This is a genomic window from Pseudodesulfovibrio alkaliphilus (genome assembly GCF_009729555.1).
Classification (GTDB): domain Bacteria; phylum Desulfobacterota; class Desulfovibrionia; order Desulfovibrionales; family Desulfovibrionaceae; genus Pseudodesulfovibrio; species Pseudodesulfovibrio alkaliphilus.
In genome coordinates this window covers 1-15,279 of sequence record NZ_WODC01000016.1, presented here as the reverse complement: position 1 = coordinate 15,279, position 15,279 = coordinate 1, and the positions used below count along the sequence as shown (strand labels likewise).

At 61.4% G+C, this 15,279-nt stretch carries 14 protein-coding genes, 2 tRNA genes and 2 pseudogenes; 5 read left to right on the top strand and 13 right to left on the bottom strand.

Translation table 11 applies throughout. The features are described 5' to 3' along the window. Positions 1 to 127: 127 nt before the first annotated feature. The 11 genes from GKC30_RS14675 to GKC30_RS14625 form a co-directional block, all read right to left on the bottom strand. Positions 128 to 1,060 carry a M23 family metallopeptidase gene (locus tag GKC30_RS14675; RefSeq protein WP_231117214.1) on the bottom strand — a complete coding sequence of 311 codons (933 nt, stop codon included), beginning with the start codon at positions 1,058 to 1,060 and terminating at the stop codon, positions 128 to 130. Between the two features lie 47 nt (positions 1,061 to 1,107). Then, complete coding sequence (gene xseA / locus GKC30_RS14670) at positions 1,108 to 2,535, bottom strand: exodeoxyribonuclease VII large subunit (RefSeq protein WP_155935723.1); 1,428 nt, start codon at positions 2,533 to 2,535, stop codon at positions 1,108 to 1,110. 343 nt (positions 2,536 to 2,878) lie between these two features. Beyond that, positions 2,879 to 4,618, bottom strand: a complete 1,740-nt coding sequence (locus GKC30_RS14665; protein WP_155935722.1) for a proline--tRNA ligase — start codon at positions 4,616 to 4,618, stop codon at positions 2,879 to 2,881. Positions 4,619 to 4,621: 3 nt separating this feature from the next. Continuing rightward, positions 4,622 to 5,692, bottom strand: coding sequence for a flavodoxin-dependent (E)-4-hydroxy-3-methylbut-2-enyl-diphosphate synthase (gene ispG, locus GKC30_RS14660; protein WP_155935721.1), 1,071 nt, complete (start codon positions 5,690 to 5,692; stop codon positions 4,622 to 4,624). 199 nt (positions 5,693 to 5,891) lie between these two features. Beyond that, the gene (locus GKC30_RS15170) at positions 5,892 to 6,395 is read right to left on the bottom strand and encodes a 4Fe-4S binding protein (protein ID WP_155935720.1); all 504 of its coding nucleotides are present in this window, start codon (positions 6,393 to 6,395) and stop codon (positions 5,892 to 5,894) included. Between the two features lie 12 nt (positions 6,396 to 6,407). Beyond that, positions 6,408 to 7,487, bottom strand: a complete 1,080-nt coding sequence (locus GKC30_RS14650; protein ID WP_155935719.1) for a hydrogenase large subunit — start codon at positions 7,485 to 7,487, stop codon at positions 6,408 to 6,410. An 11-nt stretch (positions 7,488 to 7,498) separates the two neighbouring features. After that, the gene (locus GKC30_RS14645) at positions 7,499 to 7,867 is read right to left on the bottom strand and encodes an NADH-quinone oxidoreductase subunit C (protein ID WP_367614161.1); all 369 of its coding nucleotides are present in this window, start codon (positions 7,865 to 7,867) and stop codon (positions 7,499 to 7,501) included. 24 nt (positions 7,868 to 7,891) lie between these two features. Beyond that, complete coding sequence (locus GKC30_RS14640; RefSeq protein ID WP_155935718.1) at positions 7,892 to 8,335, bottom strand: NADH-quinone oxidoreductase subunit B family protein; 444 nt, start codon at positions 8,333 to 8,335, stop codon at positions 7,892 to 7,894. 3 nt (positions 8,336 to 8,338) lie between these two features. Then, complete coding sequence (locus tag GKC30_RS14635; protein WP_155935717.1) at positions 8,339 to 9,187, bottom strand: respiratory chain complex I subunit 1 family protein; 849 nt, start codon at positions 9,185 to 9,187, stop codon at positions 8,339 to 8,341. Next, positions 9,187 to 11,082, bottom strand: coding sequence for an NADH-quinone oxidoreductase subunit 5 family protein (locus GKC30_RS14630; protein ID WP_155935716.1), 1,896 nt, complete (start codon positions 11,080 to 11,082; stop codon positions 9,187 to 9,189). The genes GKC30_RS14635 and GKC30_RS14630 overlap by 1 nt, the downstream gene beginning before the upstream one ends. A gap of 328 nt (positions 11,083 to 11,410) precedes the next feature. Then, positions 11,411 to 12,088 (bottom strand): phosphoadenosine phosphosulfate reductase family protein, encoded by a 678-nt coding sequence (locus tag GKC30_RS14625; protein WP_367614160.1) that lies wholly within the window; start codon positions 12,086 to 12,088, stop codon positions 11,411 to 11,413. A gap of 83 nt (positions 12,089 to 12,171) precedes the next feature. Between GKC30_RS14625 and GKC30_RS14620 the strand changes: the two genes are divergently transcribed. From GKC30_RS14620 to GKC30_RS15245, 4 genes and pseudogenes are all read left to right on the top strand, one after another. Then, positions 12,172 to 12,627 (top strand): pyridoxamine 5'-phosphate oxidase family protein, encoded by a 456-nt coding sequence (locus GKC30_RS14620; protein ID WP_155935715.1) that lies wholly within the window; start codon positions 12,172 to 12,174, stop codon positions 12,625 to 12,627. A gap of 51 nt (positions 12,628 to 12,678) precedes the next feature. After that, positions 12,679 to 12,755: transfer RNA gene (locus GKC30_RS14615), tRNA-Arg, on the top strand. Positions 12,756 to 12,972: 217 nt separating this feature from the next. Next, positions 12,973 to 13,059 (top strand) — tRNA-Leu (locus tag GKC30_RS14610). Between the two features lie 151 nt (positions 13,060 to 13,210). Continuing rightward, positions 13,211 to 13,399 (top strand): annotated as a pseudogene (locus tag GKC30_RS15245) (DUF6538 domain-containing protein); the annotation flags it as partial. 24 nt (positions 13,400 to 13,423) lie between these two features. Here GKC30_RS15245 and GKC30_RS14930 read toward each other — a convergent pair. After that, positions 13,424 to 13,579 (bottom strand): hypothetical protein, encoded by a 156-nt coding sequence (locus GKC30_RS14930; RefSeq protein WP_196772917.1) that lies wholly within the window; start codon positions 13,577 to 13,579, stop codon positions 13,424 to 13,426. A gap of 36 nt (positions 13,580 to 13,615) precedes the next feature. Here GKC30_RS14930 and GKC30_RS14605 point away from each other — a divergent pair, with 36 nt between their 5' ends. Further along, positions 13,616 to 14,896, top strand: a complete 1,281-nt coding sequence (locus GKC30_RS14605; protein WP_196772916.1) for a site-specific integrase — start codon at positions 13,616 to 13,618, stop codon at positions 14,894 to 14,896. Between the two features lie 157 nt (positions 14,897 to 15,053). On the opposite strand, the pseudogene GKC30_RS14600 reads toward GKC30_RS14605, so the two are convergent. Further along, a pseudogene (locus GKC30_RS14600) lies at positions 15,054 to 15,279 on the bottom strand (hypothetical protein); the annotation flags it as partial.

Genomic DNA, 15,279 nt, shown 5'->3' with positions numbered 1-15,279 from the left:
GAATTGCACTTCATTAAAGCCTCTCCTGTGCTCACTCTGAGCAGCTCACCAGGGGAGGCTTTAAACTATTCCCGCAAAAGTCAAACTTTACTGGTCCCCCAGCAAAGCTGGGGGATTTCTCATCGGATTAATTCAGCATATCATCAACTGTGTATTTCAATAACGGCGCAGGGTCCACCAATCGTCCCAAAACAGAAATCGACAAATGCAGATGAGGTCCTGTGGAGCGGCCGGTCATGCCGGTGAGGCCGATGACCTGCCCGCGCTGCACGGTGTCGCCTTCCTTGACCATGGGCTTTTCAAGGTGGAAATACAAGGATATGACGCCATTGCCGTGATCCACATAGATGGATTTTCCCGCGTAGTAGAAGTCACCCACCAGGATGACCACGCCGTCGGCCACGCACTTGATGGGATTGTTCATGGGCGAGCGGAAGTCGAGTCCCCGATGCGGATTCTTCGGCTTGCCGTTAAGGATGCGCTGCGCCCCGTAAGGGCTTGACTCTTCGCCCCCAACCGGGCGCTCCAGCGGCAACCGCCACATACGCACTGGCGACACGGTTTCCAGGGCCGCCCTCGTCACTTCGCGTTCAGCCCTGATGCGTTCAAGAACCTCTGCGGGCGGAGTGACCATCTTCTCGGGCAGGGTCAGTTCCTGCCGTGGATACTCCACCGGCACCAGCTGAAGGGATCGCCGCAGGGTGCTCTCCTTGCCGTCAATGGAAGCGATGACCACCAGCTCCTCCTTGCCCGTCTTGGCATTGAGAACGTCGGTTCCGAGCATGGCCAGGGCCACATGCCGGTCGTTCCACACCGAAATGGTCGGTACCACTTCCTTGCCCTGCCAGTGGACGGAAACGCTATCAAGGGGCTGATCCGAGGTCAGGCGCACCAGAAACGGCTGACCCACTCCGGCCTGACCGGGAGCTGCCAGCACCAGTGCCGATCCGGGGGTGGGGCTTTCAGCCTGAACCGACTGGGCCACGGCAGAGGAATCCATGGGAACGCCGTCCCCTTCCTCCAGCCCGAACCCCTGGGCAGGAACCGAAAGAGGTACCATGGACAAACACAACATCGTTATCAGAAAAACCCAGAATGCAAACCGTTTCATTCCTTCTCCCGTGTTTCTGTCCGAGTCTCGGCAACAACGGCCGCGACACGGCCATCCCGGACTCTGATATCAAGCGACTCGCCCGGCGTCACCTCTTTCGGGCCGCGCAGAAATTGTCCGGTGCGCCCAATCCGCACCAAGGCGTACCCTCGCTCAAGGGGCGCCTCGGGATCAAGCCCGCGCAACGCGGCGCAAAGCATCGCCAGATCGCGCTCCCGCCCTTGATGCAGAGCCAGCACCGCCCTATCCATGCGGCGACACAATGCCGCCATTTCCCCTCTCGCCTGTTCCACCCGAAACGGGCCAAAGGCCCGATCGAGCCTGTCCACAGCCGCGGCCAGTTGCCGTCCGCGTCCGCGCCAAAGGCCACGCCCGGCCGCCTGGAGCCGGGGCAGCAGGGCACGGTGACGGTCCTCCAGGCGTCCGAGCCGCTGGACCGGGGATAGCCAGACCAAGGCACGACGCAACTGGCGGAAGGACTCCTCCCTGCCGCGCAACCAGACGGCATAGGCCCTGCCCAAAGCCAGCTCCAGAGTGTCCACCTGCTGCGCCAGGGTCTCACGCCGGGGCCACAACTCCTGAGCCGCGTGGCTCGGCGTGGCGGCCCGCTTGTCAGCCACAAAATCGGCAATGGTCACATCCGGCTCGTGGCCCACCCCCGTAAGCACGGGCAGCCGCGCCCGGTGGATGGCATCGGCCACCTCCTCGGTATTGAAGGCCCACAGGTCTTCCAGCGAACCGCCGCCCCGGATGAGCACGGCCACCTCAGCCCACCCCTCGGCGTCTACCAGATCAAGGGCCGCGGCGATCTGACCGGGAGCCCGGTCGCCCTGCACCAGAGCCGGATGGATACGGATCTCGCCGCCAGTGCCCCGTTCGCCCGCGATGCGCAAAAAATCCCGTATGGCCGCGCCCGAGGGCGAGGTGATCACCGCCACCCGGGCCGGATTGCACGGCAGGGCCAGCTTGCGGTCCTCGTCGAAATATCCCTTGTCCGCCAGCTTGCGCTTGAGGGCCTCAAAGGCCATGGCCAGATCGCCCACCCCCTGCGCCTGGACCAGTTCAGCCACCAGTTGATACTGACCACGCGGCTCATACACGTTGAGCCGTCCGGCGCAGAGCACCTCCTGACCGTTCTCCAGCGCCTCCCCGGCCAGGGCGTGTGCCCCGGCCTCCTCCACCTCGCCGGTCAGGGGGTTGAACCGCTCGCCCTCACGCTCCACCGGCTCGGCCGACTGCTGGGCCGACTTGAACCAGACCACGGACAAGGCCGCGTCACCGTCAGTAAGAGTAAAGTACAGATGCCCGCTGACCGGCCGCGCCAGGTTCGTCACCTGCCCGCGCACCCAGACAAAGGGAAACTCCGCCTCCAGCAGATCCTTGACCGAGCGCGTCAGCTCGGAAACGGTAAAGATGACGGACAAATGACTGCCTCCAACTCCAGCCCTCTCAGCACTCCCCCGAACAGCTCCTGCCCCGAAAGCACCGTCAGGTCAGTGCGTGCATATACCATCCCGCCCCGCCCCCGCACAACCGCCAATCCCCTCCCCAAAAACACCCGTCGGCCAGCCTGTCCCGAAGGGCAGGCTGGCCGACACTCAGCGCCGCAGGCTCGCCTGGGGTCCAGGGGCCTAAGGCCCCTGGCGGGTCCAGGGCAGCGCCCTGGCCGCCGGAGGCAATCCAGCCCGGCTGGCCGCCGGAGGCAATCCAGCCCGGCTGGCCGCCGGAGGCAATCCGGCCCTGCTGGCCGCCGGAGGCATGCCTCCCCTACGCCTCAAGTCCCCAGCGGTTCCAGATTTCCTTGCGCCAGGCGGTAAAGGCCTGAGTGAAGCCGTCGATGGGCAGCTCGGTCTTTTCGCCGGTCTTGCGGTCCTTGGCTTCGACGATGCCGTTTGCCAGTCCCTTGCCGCCCAGAACGAGCTGCATGGGGTAGCCGATGAGGTCTGCCTCGGCAAACTTGACACCCGGACGCTCCTGGCGATCGTCAAAGCAGGCGTCCACGCCCAGGGCGAGGAGTTCGCGGTAGAGTTCGTCGGCCTTGACATTCACGGCCTCGTCCTTGCCGCCCAGGGAGATGAGCACGGCCTCGAATGGGGCGATGGAGGGCGGGAAGCAGCAGCCCGCATCGTCGTGATTCTGCTCGATGGCCGAGGCCACGATGCGTGAGACGCCGATGCCGTAACAGCCCATGACCATGTACTGGGACTTGCCGTTTTCGTCGAGAAAGGTGGCTTCCATCTTTTTGGAATACTTGAGTCCGAGCTTGAAGACGTGCCCCACTTCTATGCCCTTGGTGAACTCGATTGCGCTGCCGCACTCGGGACAGGGATCAGTGGGTTCGATGACGCGCAGGTCAGCGAACTTCTCGATGGCGCAGTCGCGGCCAAGGGAGAGGTGGCGGATGTGGGTATCGGCAGCATTGGCCCCGGCCACCCAGTCGGTGGCGAGGCACAACTCGGCGTCGGCGTAGACGGGCACACCCTCGGCCAGCCCGACGGGTCCGGCAAAGCCCACTGGCGCTCCTGTGAGCTTGCGCACCAAGGCCTCGTCAGCCATTTCGATCTCGTTGCCGCCCACGAGGTTGCGCAGCTTGACATCGTTGAGTTCGCGGTCGCCGCGCACCAGGGCGGCCACGGGGTTGCCGTCCACCACAAAGAGCAGGGTCTTGATCAGCTTGTCGGACGTGATGCCAAGAAAGGCGCAGACCTCGTCCACGGTGTGCTGGCCGGGCGTGTCCACCTGTTCGATGGGCGGACACGGGGCGTCGCAGAGGCATTCGCTGACGGGCGCGGCCACCTTGGCTTTTTCCAGGTTGGCCCCGAACTGGCAGGATTTGCAGGAGGCAATGGTGTCCTCCCCGGTCTCTGCCAGGACCATGAACTCGTGGGAAAAGTCGCCGCCGATGGCCCCGGAATCGGCCTGGACCGGCTTGAACCGCAGCCCGATGCGCGAAAAAGCGGCCTTGTACGCCTCGAACATGGCCCAATAGGAGGCTTCGGCCCCGGACTCGTCGCGGTCAAAGGAGTAGGCGTCCTTCATGATGAACTCGCGGCCGCGCATCAAGCCGAAGCGGGGGCGGATCTCGTCGCGAAACTTGGTCTGAATCTGATAGAGATTGATCGGCAACTGCTTGTAGGACTTGATCTCCCCGCGCACCAAGTCGGTGATGACCTCCTCGTGGGTGGGTCCGAGGCAGTAGTCACGGCCGTGACGGTCCTTGAGACGCAGGAGTTCCTTGCCGTAGTAGTCCCAGCGTCCGGTCTCCTGCCAGAGGTCGGCGGGCTGGACCATGGGCATGGACACTTCCATGGCTCCGGCCCGGTCCATCTCCTCGCGCACGATACCGGCCACCTTGTTGATGGCGCGCAGACCAAGGGGCAGGTAGTTGTAGATGCCGCTGGTCAGCTTGCGGACCATGCCCGCACGCATCAACAGCTTGTGGGACACGACCTCGGCATCGGCCGGATCTTCCTTGAGGGTCGGAATGTAGTAACGGGAAAGACGCATATATCACGATCTCCTTTCGCGTAAAAACGCTTCGATTTCCTTCATGAATTCCGGCAACAGGCGGTTATCGCCGCGGACCTTGCGCACCACCTCGCCCTTGCGAAAAATGATGCCCAGGCCGCGTCCGCCCGCGATGCCGATGTCCGCCTCGCGGGCCTCGCCCGGACCGTTGACCGCGCAGCCCATGACCGCCACGGTGAAGACCTCCTCCACGCCGCGCAGGGCTTCCTCCACCTGCTCGGCCAGGGTGATGAGGTCGATCTCGGTGCGGCCGCAGGTGGGGCAGGCGATGATCTCCGGGCCACGATGGCGCAGGCCCAGGGAGCGCAGTATCTCGTAGGCCACGCCGATCTCGGCTACAGGATCATGGGTCAGGGACACGCGCAGGGTATCACCGATGCCTTCCCAGAGCAGGATGCCCAGGCCCACAGAGGATTTGACCGTGCCGCGCACCAGGGTTCCGGCCTCGGTGACGCCGATGTGCAGCGGATAGTCCACCCGCTCTGCCATGAGCCGATAAGCGGCGATGGTGTTCAGCACCGACGAGGTCTTGAGCGAAATCTTGATGTCGGTGAAGTTCCGGCGCTCCAGCATGGCCACATGGCGCAGACCGGACTCGACCATGGCCTGGGGCGTGGGGCCGCCGTGACGGTGAAGCAGGTCCTTTTCCAGCGAGCCGCCGTTGACGCCGATACGGATGGGCACGCCCCGCTCCTGGGCTGCGCGGACCACGGTATCCACCTTGGCCTCGTCGCCAATGTTGCCGGGGTTGATGCGCAGGCCGTCCATGCCCGCCTTGATGGCGGCCAGGGCCAGCCGATGGTCGAAATGGATGTCCGCGATGAGGGGTACTGGCGACTTGGCCCGGATGGTAGACAACGCAGCGGCGGCCTTGTCGTCGGGCACGGCCAGCCGCACGATCTCGCACCCGGCCTCGGCCAGTCTGCCGATCTGGGCGAGTGTGCCCGGCACGTCGCGGGTGTCGGTATTGCACATGGACTGGACGCGGACCGGGTTGCCCCCCCCGATGCCCACGCCTCCGACATCCACGGTTCTGGTTCGCTTTCTCTCCATAGGGAAAGGGAAGGTACGCCATTTCCCGGCGCAAGCCAAGAGGGAGCGCACCACGCCCCGAGGCAAAGACACCACCCCCCTCAAGCCGGGACAATCGATTTCTCCGCAAGATGCCCGCCGGGAATCCGTTGCCCAAAACAACAGGAAACGCCCCGGCCTCTGTCGGGACCGGGGCGTTTTTCATTGCAGCGGGTGGCCGCTATTTCTTCTTGGCCTCGGGCTTCTTGGCGTCGGGCTTCTTGGCCTCGACCTTTTCAGCCGGAGCTTCGGCCTTGGCCGTCTCTGGGGCGGCCGCAGACCCGGACTTGGGCTCCGCGGCCTCTGTGCCTTCGGCCTTGGCCTCGGGCTTTGCGGCCGGTTTCTTCTTCTTGGGCGGCTCGCCCTTCTCGACCATCATGATCCGCTCGGTCATGGGCTTGCGATGCACGTCTTTCATGTGCAGGCATTTGGTCGGGCAGGTATCGCGGCAGATGCCGCAGTAGACGCAGGCGTGGGGGTTGCAGGTCCAGAGCCCCTGCTCCTTGTCCACCTCAATGCACTGGCTGGGGCACTTGCGGGCGCAGGTGCCGCAGAAGATGCAGGCATCGATGTCTATGTACAGCTCGCCCCGGTAGTTGGGGAACGGCTCACGCACAGTGAAGGGATAGAGGCGTGTGGCCGGTTTCTTCAGCAGATTCTTGATGACCGTGGGTGTGAACAGCATCTCAGTCCCTCCTTAGCGTTCGGTGCAGCTGATGCACGGGTCGATGGAAAGGACGATGACCGGCACGTCGGCCAGTTCGCAACCGGGCAACATGGCCAGCAGCGGCGGGATATTGGCAAACGTGGGTGTGCGGATGCGCAGCCGGTCAAGGTGCTTGGTACCGTTGCCCTTGATGTAATAGACGCACTCGCCTCGGGGCTGTTCAACCCGGGTGTAGACCTCGCCCTCGGGCGGATTGCCCTTGACCTTGGCGGCCAGTTCGCCCTCGGGCAGCTTGGCGATGGCCTGCCTCACGAGGTCTATGGATTGCAGGGTCTCACGGAAACGGACGGTGGAACGCGCCCAGCAGTCGCCCGAGGTTTCGACAACGGGTTCGAAATCGAGCTCCGCATAGCCGCCGTAACCGAGCATACGCATGTCCTGGGCCACGCCAGAGCCGCGCAGGGTGGGCCCTGCGGCGCCCAGAAGGTAGGCATCCTCCTTGGAGAGCACGCCAACGCCCACGGTGCGGGCCTTGACCGTGTAGTCGTTCATGATGGTATCCTGCAGGGCGCGGACTTCCTTTTCCACGATGTCGATCTCGCTGAGAATCCAGCGGATCTGATCGGGTGAGAGATCGGCGCGCACGCCGCCGATGACGTTCACGGACACGATGACGCGGCTGCCGGTGGTGGCCTCGTTGATGTCCATGATCCGCTCACGGACCTTCCAGAACTGCATGAACAGGGACTCGAAACCGAAAGCGTCGGCAAAGAGCCCAAGCCACAGCAGGTGGGAATGGGAGCGGTGCAGTTCGGACCAGATGACACGCAGCATCTCGGCGCGTTTGGGCACCTCGACCTCCATCAACTCCTCAATGCCCTGCGAGTAACAGACCGCATGGATCATGGAGCAGATGCCGCAGACGCGCTCGCACACCTGGATCATCTGGTGATAGTCGCGGATGTCGGCCAGCTTTTCCAGACCGCGGTGCACGTAGCCCAGGGCCGGGATGGCCTCCTTGACGATCTCGTCCTCGACCTTGAGGGTCAGATGAACGGGTTCGGGCAGGACGGGATGCTGCGGGCCGAAGGGAATAACGGTAGTAGCCATGTCAGCCTCCCTTATTGCTTGGGCGCGATCTTGACGTTGGAGACCAGGGGAACCTGGGTCACCTCCGGGTCAAGATAGAGCGTGCGGTTGAAGTCAAGGACCAGCCCGTCGAACTTGACGTCCCACTGGTCACGGATTTCGTTCTCCACCAGCAGCGCGGCGAAGTAGACGCCGGAGACGCTCGGGATGGAATCCTTGCGCTTGACCGTCAGCCGCAGATGGATGGTCTCGAGGTTCTTGTCGAAATGATACAGGATGCCCAACCCGTCCTCGTCCACCTGGTAGGTGGAGAACGTGACCAGCCTGTAGCCGTCGTTCTTCATTTTCATGACCTCGCCGACAACGGTGTCGCGGGTCACGTTAATCACTTTATCTTTCACGATATATCACCTCTTGCGGAGAGCCTACTCGGCTTCTTCCACTTTTTGAGCGAACTTGCCAAGGCCGACGACAACGCCGTCGATGATGGCCTCGGGCTTGGCCGGACAACCGGGGACATAGACATCCACAGGGATGACCTTATCGACGCCGCCGACCACGTTGTAGGCGTCGCGGAACACGCCGCCTGTGTTGCCGCAAGCGCCGATGGCGATAACGGCCTTGGGCTCGGGCATCTGGTCGTAGATGTTCTTGAGCACCTTCTTGTTGCGGTGGTTGACCGTGCCGGTCACCAGCAGCACATCGGCGTGCTTGGGGTTGCCCACATTGATGATGCCGAACCGCTCCACGTCGTAAAGGGGCGTCAGGCAGGCCAGAACCTCGATATCGCAGCCGTTGCAGCTACCGCAGTCAAAGTGCATGATCCACGGGGACTTGGCGCGAGATTTCTTGATGAATGAACCGAACATGACTTACCCCGCGTACAGCCAGATGAGGTTAACGACGGACATGCCCATGCCCAGCAGCCAGACGCGCTTGAGCATCCAGCGCCAGGTCATGCGGGCCATGGTGTTGTCCACAAGAATTTCCAGGGCGTAGGTGCCTATCAGCAGCGCCGCCATCCAGAAGACGTTGGTGGACCAGAACAGGGCGCACAGGCCGAGCACCAGCACGGTCTCGTACCAGTGGGCGATTTCGACCAGGGCCAGATACGGCCCGGAGTACTCTGTGAGCACACCCTTGACCAGCTCCTGATGACCGTGATGGGAGGTGGAGAAGTCGAAGGGCGACTTGCGCAGCTTGATGGTCAGGGCATAGCCCAGAGCCAGGTACAGGAGCGGCATCTTGGCCAGCAGGGGCTGCTCAAGCTCCCACACGGAGCTGATGGAGAAGCTGCCCGTGACCAGATAGATGCCCACGAACACGAGGATGAGCACCGGCTCATAGGCCAGAATCTGCATCAGCTCGCGCTGTGCGCCCACCTGGGAGTACGGAGACTTGGCGGACATGGCGCCCATCACCAGGAAAACCGCTCCCACGGCCTGGACAAAGAAGATCACCAACAGGTCGCCCTGGGCGAAGAAGAGCGCCACCGACACGGCGGCGGCAATGAGGTACACCCAGGCGCAAAGGATCTGCCACTGGTTGACGACCATTTTCTCTTTGCCGAGCAGCTTGGCTACGTCGTAGAAGGCCTGCATGATCGGCGGACCCTGGCGGGACTGGAACCAGGCGGTCACCCGGCGATCCAGACCGGCGACCAGACCGCCGATGACCGGACCGGCCACAAGGCCGATGATGACGAGAATAAGCGTATCCATTAGAGAGCCCCTCCCAGCATGAGCACGATCAAGGCGACCGCCAGCGCGTTGAAGATGGGCGTGAGCCTGCCTTCGGCGAAGATCTCGCCCAGATACATGTTACCAGCCGCGAACGGAACCGGGCCGTTCATGGGTCCGATGTAGGTCCCGTCCTCGCCGACATTGGAGCCGGAAACGTAGGGAGCCACGATCTTCACCTTGCGGAACCCGCTGGCCGCCTTGACCGCGTATATTGCGCCAAGGCCCAGGGCCAGGAACAGCGGCACCACGGCAAAGGAGCCGGTGGCCGCATCCAGGGAGCCGAAGCTCACGGCAAAGGGCGGGGCATTGAACATGGGAGCCAGCATGGAATTATAGACCCACGGCGAGGCCAGGGACAGAACCACCGCGCCAAGGCACAGAGTCATGAGGGGCAGGCTGATGAGGCCGGCCTGCTTCTCGCGGGGAGCCTCCGCCTCGCGGGTGGCCATGAGCAAACCGCCCCAACGCGCCCAATACACCATGGTCAGGGCCGAGCCCATGGCCAGCATGATGATGACGTAGATGTTGGCGGCCGCGGCCTCCAGGGCCATCCACTTGCCCATGAGCACGCCAAAGGGCGGCAGGAGCATGGTCAGGATGCCAATGATGGTGATGGTCGCTGTACGGGGGAACTTGGCGTACAGACCGCGCATATCCTCGATGTCACGCGAGCCGATGGCCTGCTCGATGGCGCCGACGCACAGGAAGAGCAGCGACTTGGAGATGGCGTGGAAGAGGATGAGCAGCACGGCCGCGGTGATGGCCAGCGGAGTGTTGAGCCCCGCGCAGCAAATGATCAGTCCCAGATTCGAGACGGTGGAGTAGGCCAGGATCTTCTTGCCGTTGGATTGGCCGATGCACAGGGCGGCGCAGGCAAGGAAGGTGAAGGCACCGCACACGGCCACGCCGTCGGAGAGCAGCGTGCCCTCAAAGGCCGGGGCAAAGCGCAGCACGACATACACGCCCGCCTTGACCATGGTTGAGGAGTGCAGCAGGGCCGATACCGGGGTGGGCGCGACCATGGCGCCCAAAAGCCAGCTCTGGAACGGAACCTGGGCCGCCTTGGTGAACCCGGCCAGGCACAGGAAACCGACTCCGGTGACCATCAGCGCCCCCTGGGGACCGCCTGCCAGGATGGCCGAAATGTCGAGGGTGCCCACCTTGGAGTAGACGAGCATCATGCCGACCACGAAGGCCAGGCCCCCAAGGGAGTTCATCCACAGGGCCCGGACCGAGTTCTTGATGGCGATCTCGGTGCGGTCATGTCCGATGAGCATGAAGGAACACAGGGTGGTCACCTCGAAGAAGAAGTAGAGCCACAGGATGTTGTTGGCGAGCACCAGACCGTTCATGGCGCCCAGGAAAAGCAGCATGAAGAAGAAGAACTGCGGCTGGCGCGATTTCTTCAGGTGCAGATGCTCCTCGTGCTCCTTCATATAGGGAATGGCGAAGATGCAGATCAGGGAACCGATGATCGACACCACCAGGACCATGATCACGGAGATCTGGTCGCCAGCGAAGGCCGGAACCTCGGCGGACTTGACCATGAACAGTTCAAACCAGGCGAGAAGCACGGCCTGGGCCAGGGTGAAGCCCTGAATCAACAGACTCTTGTGCTTCACACCATACATGAAAATGACACCCAGGAGAGCGAAATCCAGGACCGCAATCAGGAAATCGCTGGGAATGCCGAGGACCGACCCCACGGTCAACGGCACAGAAGTCTCCTGCCCGAGCAGCGCCAGCGACGCGGCCGTTAGGACCGCGCCGGTGGCCAGCACGGTCAGCGTCCGCACGGCGCTTGACCGTACGAAGTAGCAGACCGCAGCTGCCACTGCGGGAAGGAGAATCAAAAGAAAGAGCAGATTCGACATGATGACCTCGTTTCAGAAGAGTGACACGAGTACACCGGTCGCCGGAAAACAGTTCACCTCCAACCGTTTTCGGCTACGAATGCACCAAACCCTTAGCCTAGTAACCAAGGGGTATTAGGTGAAGAGAAGTGATTGGTCAAGGCCCCTTCGACGAAAACCGCCTCCGAGAAGCCCTATCCAACCGACTTTTTTTCTTGCAAAAACCGATATTTACAATTTTGCTGACGCAGCCGAAGCCCAAGGGGGGACGGGCATCTGGAGCCATTGGCTCCAGGCTCTGGACGGGACTATCTCCCGCTCGGTGTGAACAGAAAAATCTGAATGCTCATCAAAAATATCCAAGGCCGGTGAGGGTGCGCATGGCTCGCTCCTTGGCCTGTTCGCGCCCTCCCCGCTCGCCCTGGCCCGTGCCCGGCGCAGCCGTGCAGGGACGACAGCCCAGCGAGCGGTATCCCCGATCGTAGAGCGGACAATGGGGCAGTCCGAACTGGGCGTGAAAGGCCCAGATGTCGATTTCTGACCAGTCGAGCAGCGGATTGACCATGACATGGGGCGGTGCCGATCGCAGCTCAAGGGGGATGCGCCCCGCCCTGTCAGGATGCTCGTCGCGGCGGATTCCGCTTACGAGATGCGTCGTGCCGGTCTCGCGCAGGGCTCGGGTCAACGGCTCGATCTTGAGAGCGCGGCAGCAAGCGATCACATCGCTGGCAAACGCAATGTCCGACGCCGCCTTCCCGGGCCGGGCCACGTGGAGATCCACCCCCCACTCCTGCGCCACCGTGTCGCGAAAAGCGATGATTTCCGGGAATTTGCAGCCGGTATCAACGGAGATGGCCCGGACAGGCCCCAAGCCATGATGGTTCAGAACGGCCCGCCAGAGAAACAGGGCCACGGTCGAGTCCTTGCCCCCTGTCCAGGCCACTCGGACCTGTGCGGGCTCCGCCATGTCGAAGAGACCGTTCAGCAGGTTCTCGGCGGCGCGTATGGCATGATCGAGTGCGGGCACGATGTCTCCTCTGGCTGGAGAAAAAGCTCCGGCCACACGGTTTTATAATGGCGGTCCGACATGGACTGCCCTACAGCTTTTCCATGAGCAAGGACAAAAAGCAAATCATCGACCAACTGATACTCGGCCAGGAGCTGTGCGTACTGGCCACCTCCGATGGTCTGGAGCCCCACACATCCCTCATGACCTATCTCCTGGACCATGCGTCCATGAAATTCTTTTTCCTGACGCGCAAGGCGTCGCGCAAAAGCCGCAACCTGCGCAAATGCGCCCACGTCAGCCTGCTCATCGATAACCGCACCACCCATCTGCCCAACTCGCCCGACTCGGCCCTGGCCCTGACCATCCACGGTGTCCATGTTCCCCTGCGCAAGGGGCAGACCATTGACGCCATCGTCAAGCGATTCATCATGAAATACCCATACATCCAGGACTTCGCCCTCCACCCCGACACCGAACTGATTCGCATCCAGGCCCGCAGCGCCACCCTCCTCCAGGGCTTTGAGGACAAATACGAGACCAAATTCGACAATTCCTAAAAAATCGCTTGACCTCACGCCGGGCTTGAGCATAAACAGGTCTTCCTTTGCGCGCCCGTAGCTCAGCTGGATAGAGTGCCGGACTACGAATCCGTAGGTCAGAGGTTCGAATCCTCTCGGGCGCGCCACGATCCCACCGGAACCCCGGACATGCTCCGGGGTTCCTTTTTTCTCCCCCTCCCCTGCCTCTTCGGGCGTACGCCGCCATCTGATGAACTAATATATCTATCCAATTCAAAGAGATACCAGCAACCACAGCCTTGCGCCGCCCCATCGGCACAAATGAATGCACTCACCTGTTGACATGGAACCCGGCTGCGGCTATTCCTACCTTCCTCTGAACGTGCCGAAGTGGTGGAATTGGTAGACACGCTAGGTTCAGGGTCTAGTGGGGGTTCCCCCGTGGAAGTTCGAGTCTTCTCTTCGGCACCAGAATGATCAAGGGTTGCGGCTAACAGGCCGCAACCCTTTTTCTTTTTTATCCGGCAACTTGCACGATCGTCTTCTTTCGGCGTGATTTGACCCCAAGGGGTCAAAGTGGTGGGTCAAAGCACCCGGAATCGTCTGTCGCCGGAGACGTCACATGCCGCGAATCGCTCGCTCCCCGAATCACCTTTACTTGAAAGGCACGACCTACTACTTTCGTCACGTTGTTCCGAGCGCCCTGCGCCACTCGCTGGGCCGCTCCGAGATCAGGATGTCCCTGCGCACGGGATACCTGGCCGAAGCAAGGCCGAAGGCCAGAATACTGGCCTCCTGCGTGAAACAAGTCCTGACCAGGATACAAGACGGTGAGCTACCCATGGATGATTTTGACCGCATCAAGCTGTTTCTGCGGGATTTCCTTGAGCGTTTCCTCAAGGAGAATGAACAGATATCCATCAACAACCTGACCCCGCCCAATCCGATTCTGCAATACGTGCCGGGAAAGACGGAAGAACTCATCGACCACCTGAAAGGGCTCCTGGTCTCCCGCGACTATGACACCATGCGGGAATACATGGTTCTCGCCTCCGAGGGAGGCGTTTTCGGGCCGCCCCAATCCTTTGACCTGACGGATGAGTTCGCCCACGAATTCACGAAAGCCCTCATCGCCTACTACCGGATTATCAGCCATCGCGCCGAAGGCGACTATGCCTTTGAAAACACCATTCTGCTGCCTGAACCAGCGGCTCCACAGCCTGCACAGGAAACCAAGTCCCAAATCGTGCTTACCGAGGCCCTGAAACGCTACAAGGCGGACAGGATCGCCGCCAAACGCTGGAGTGAGGGCAGTGCCGATGACATCCTGTCCACGCTCAACAGCCTGACCGACATCCTCGGCGACATTCCGGTGGACGAAGTGGACCGGCAATCTGTGCGCCATGTACGGGATACCCTGCTCCAGCTCCCCCGATTCCGAAACAGCAAACGCTTCAAAGAGCTAACCATTGAAGAAATGGTTGCCCTTGAACCGGACAAGACGATTGCCGTCAGCACCGTGAATAACAATCTGACCAACATTTCATCATTTTTGACATGGTGCGAGGATGAGCAGCTTATTCCCGCCAACCCAGCTCACCGTCTGAAGATAAAAGAAGAAAAGCCAGAAACGGAACACCGCTCCCCGTACACGACCAAGGACTTGAAAAACATCTTCAACTCGCCTCAATATGTTGAAGACACATTCCTGCATCCGTCCGACTTCTGGTGCCCCATTCTTTCCCTTTTCACGGGCGCACGGCGTGAAGAGGTGTGCCAACTCCACGTTGAAGATGTCCGTCAGGAAGAAGGGCTGTGGGTGCTGGATGTCAACAAGAAAAGGAATGTTCATGGGTTCGCCAACAAGAAGCTGAAAAACCCAAGCGCCAAACGCCTTCTCCCGCTTCATCCCTTCCTCGTTGAAACGTTGCGCTTCCCGGAATTTGTCCGACAACAGGCCGAAAAGGGGCATCTGCGGGTCTTCCCCGAACTCGTCAAGATCAAAGAAAACTACGGCCACAAGCTTGGCGAAAGGTTCAGTGAATTCAGAAAAACCATCGAACTTGAGGAAGCAGAAGGGGTCAAGGATTTTCACAGCTTACGGCACACGTTCTCCAACTTCTTCAAGCAGAAGAAGATGCAGGACGATCCGTTCGAACAGACCTTTGGCCACAAGCTCAAGAAGATGTCAGCAGAAAGATATGGGGGACGTTTCCCGGCCTCCATGTGCTTCGAGGAGGTCATAGCTCATCTCGACTACGGGGTGGACATGTCTCATCTGGCAAAGTCGAAATTCGTTCCCAGGTAGCGGACCTCATTTGGCGATAGTCCTTCCCTCCAGTCGGCCCCAAGCCGACTGGAGGGAAGGACGGTTCCATGGAGGAGACACAGCGCCCGAGCGGTGTGTCTCCTCCATGGAACCTCACGCCCAAAAGGAAGCCCCGCCGAAAATGGCGGGGCTTCTTCTAACGGGAACTGCCAAGGTAGGCATCGGACACATCCCGCCTTCCTGCGGAATGTCCTGCGGTCACTTCGATTTTGTCACGGGCTTCGGCGTTGAGCCGGGGCCATTCGTCCCCTGCCGTGTGCTGTGCGGCCTTCTGGAAGGCTTCCACGGATTCGTGCTGGTTGGGCGGCTGAAAACCCGTGTGCTCGACGTACATGCGATGAAACCGTTCATGGCGGTTGCTG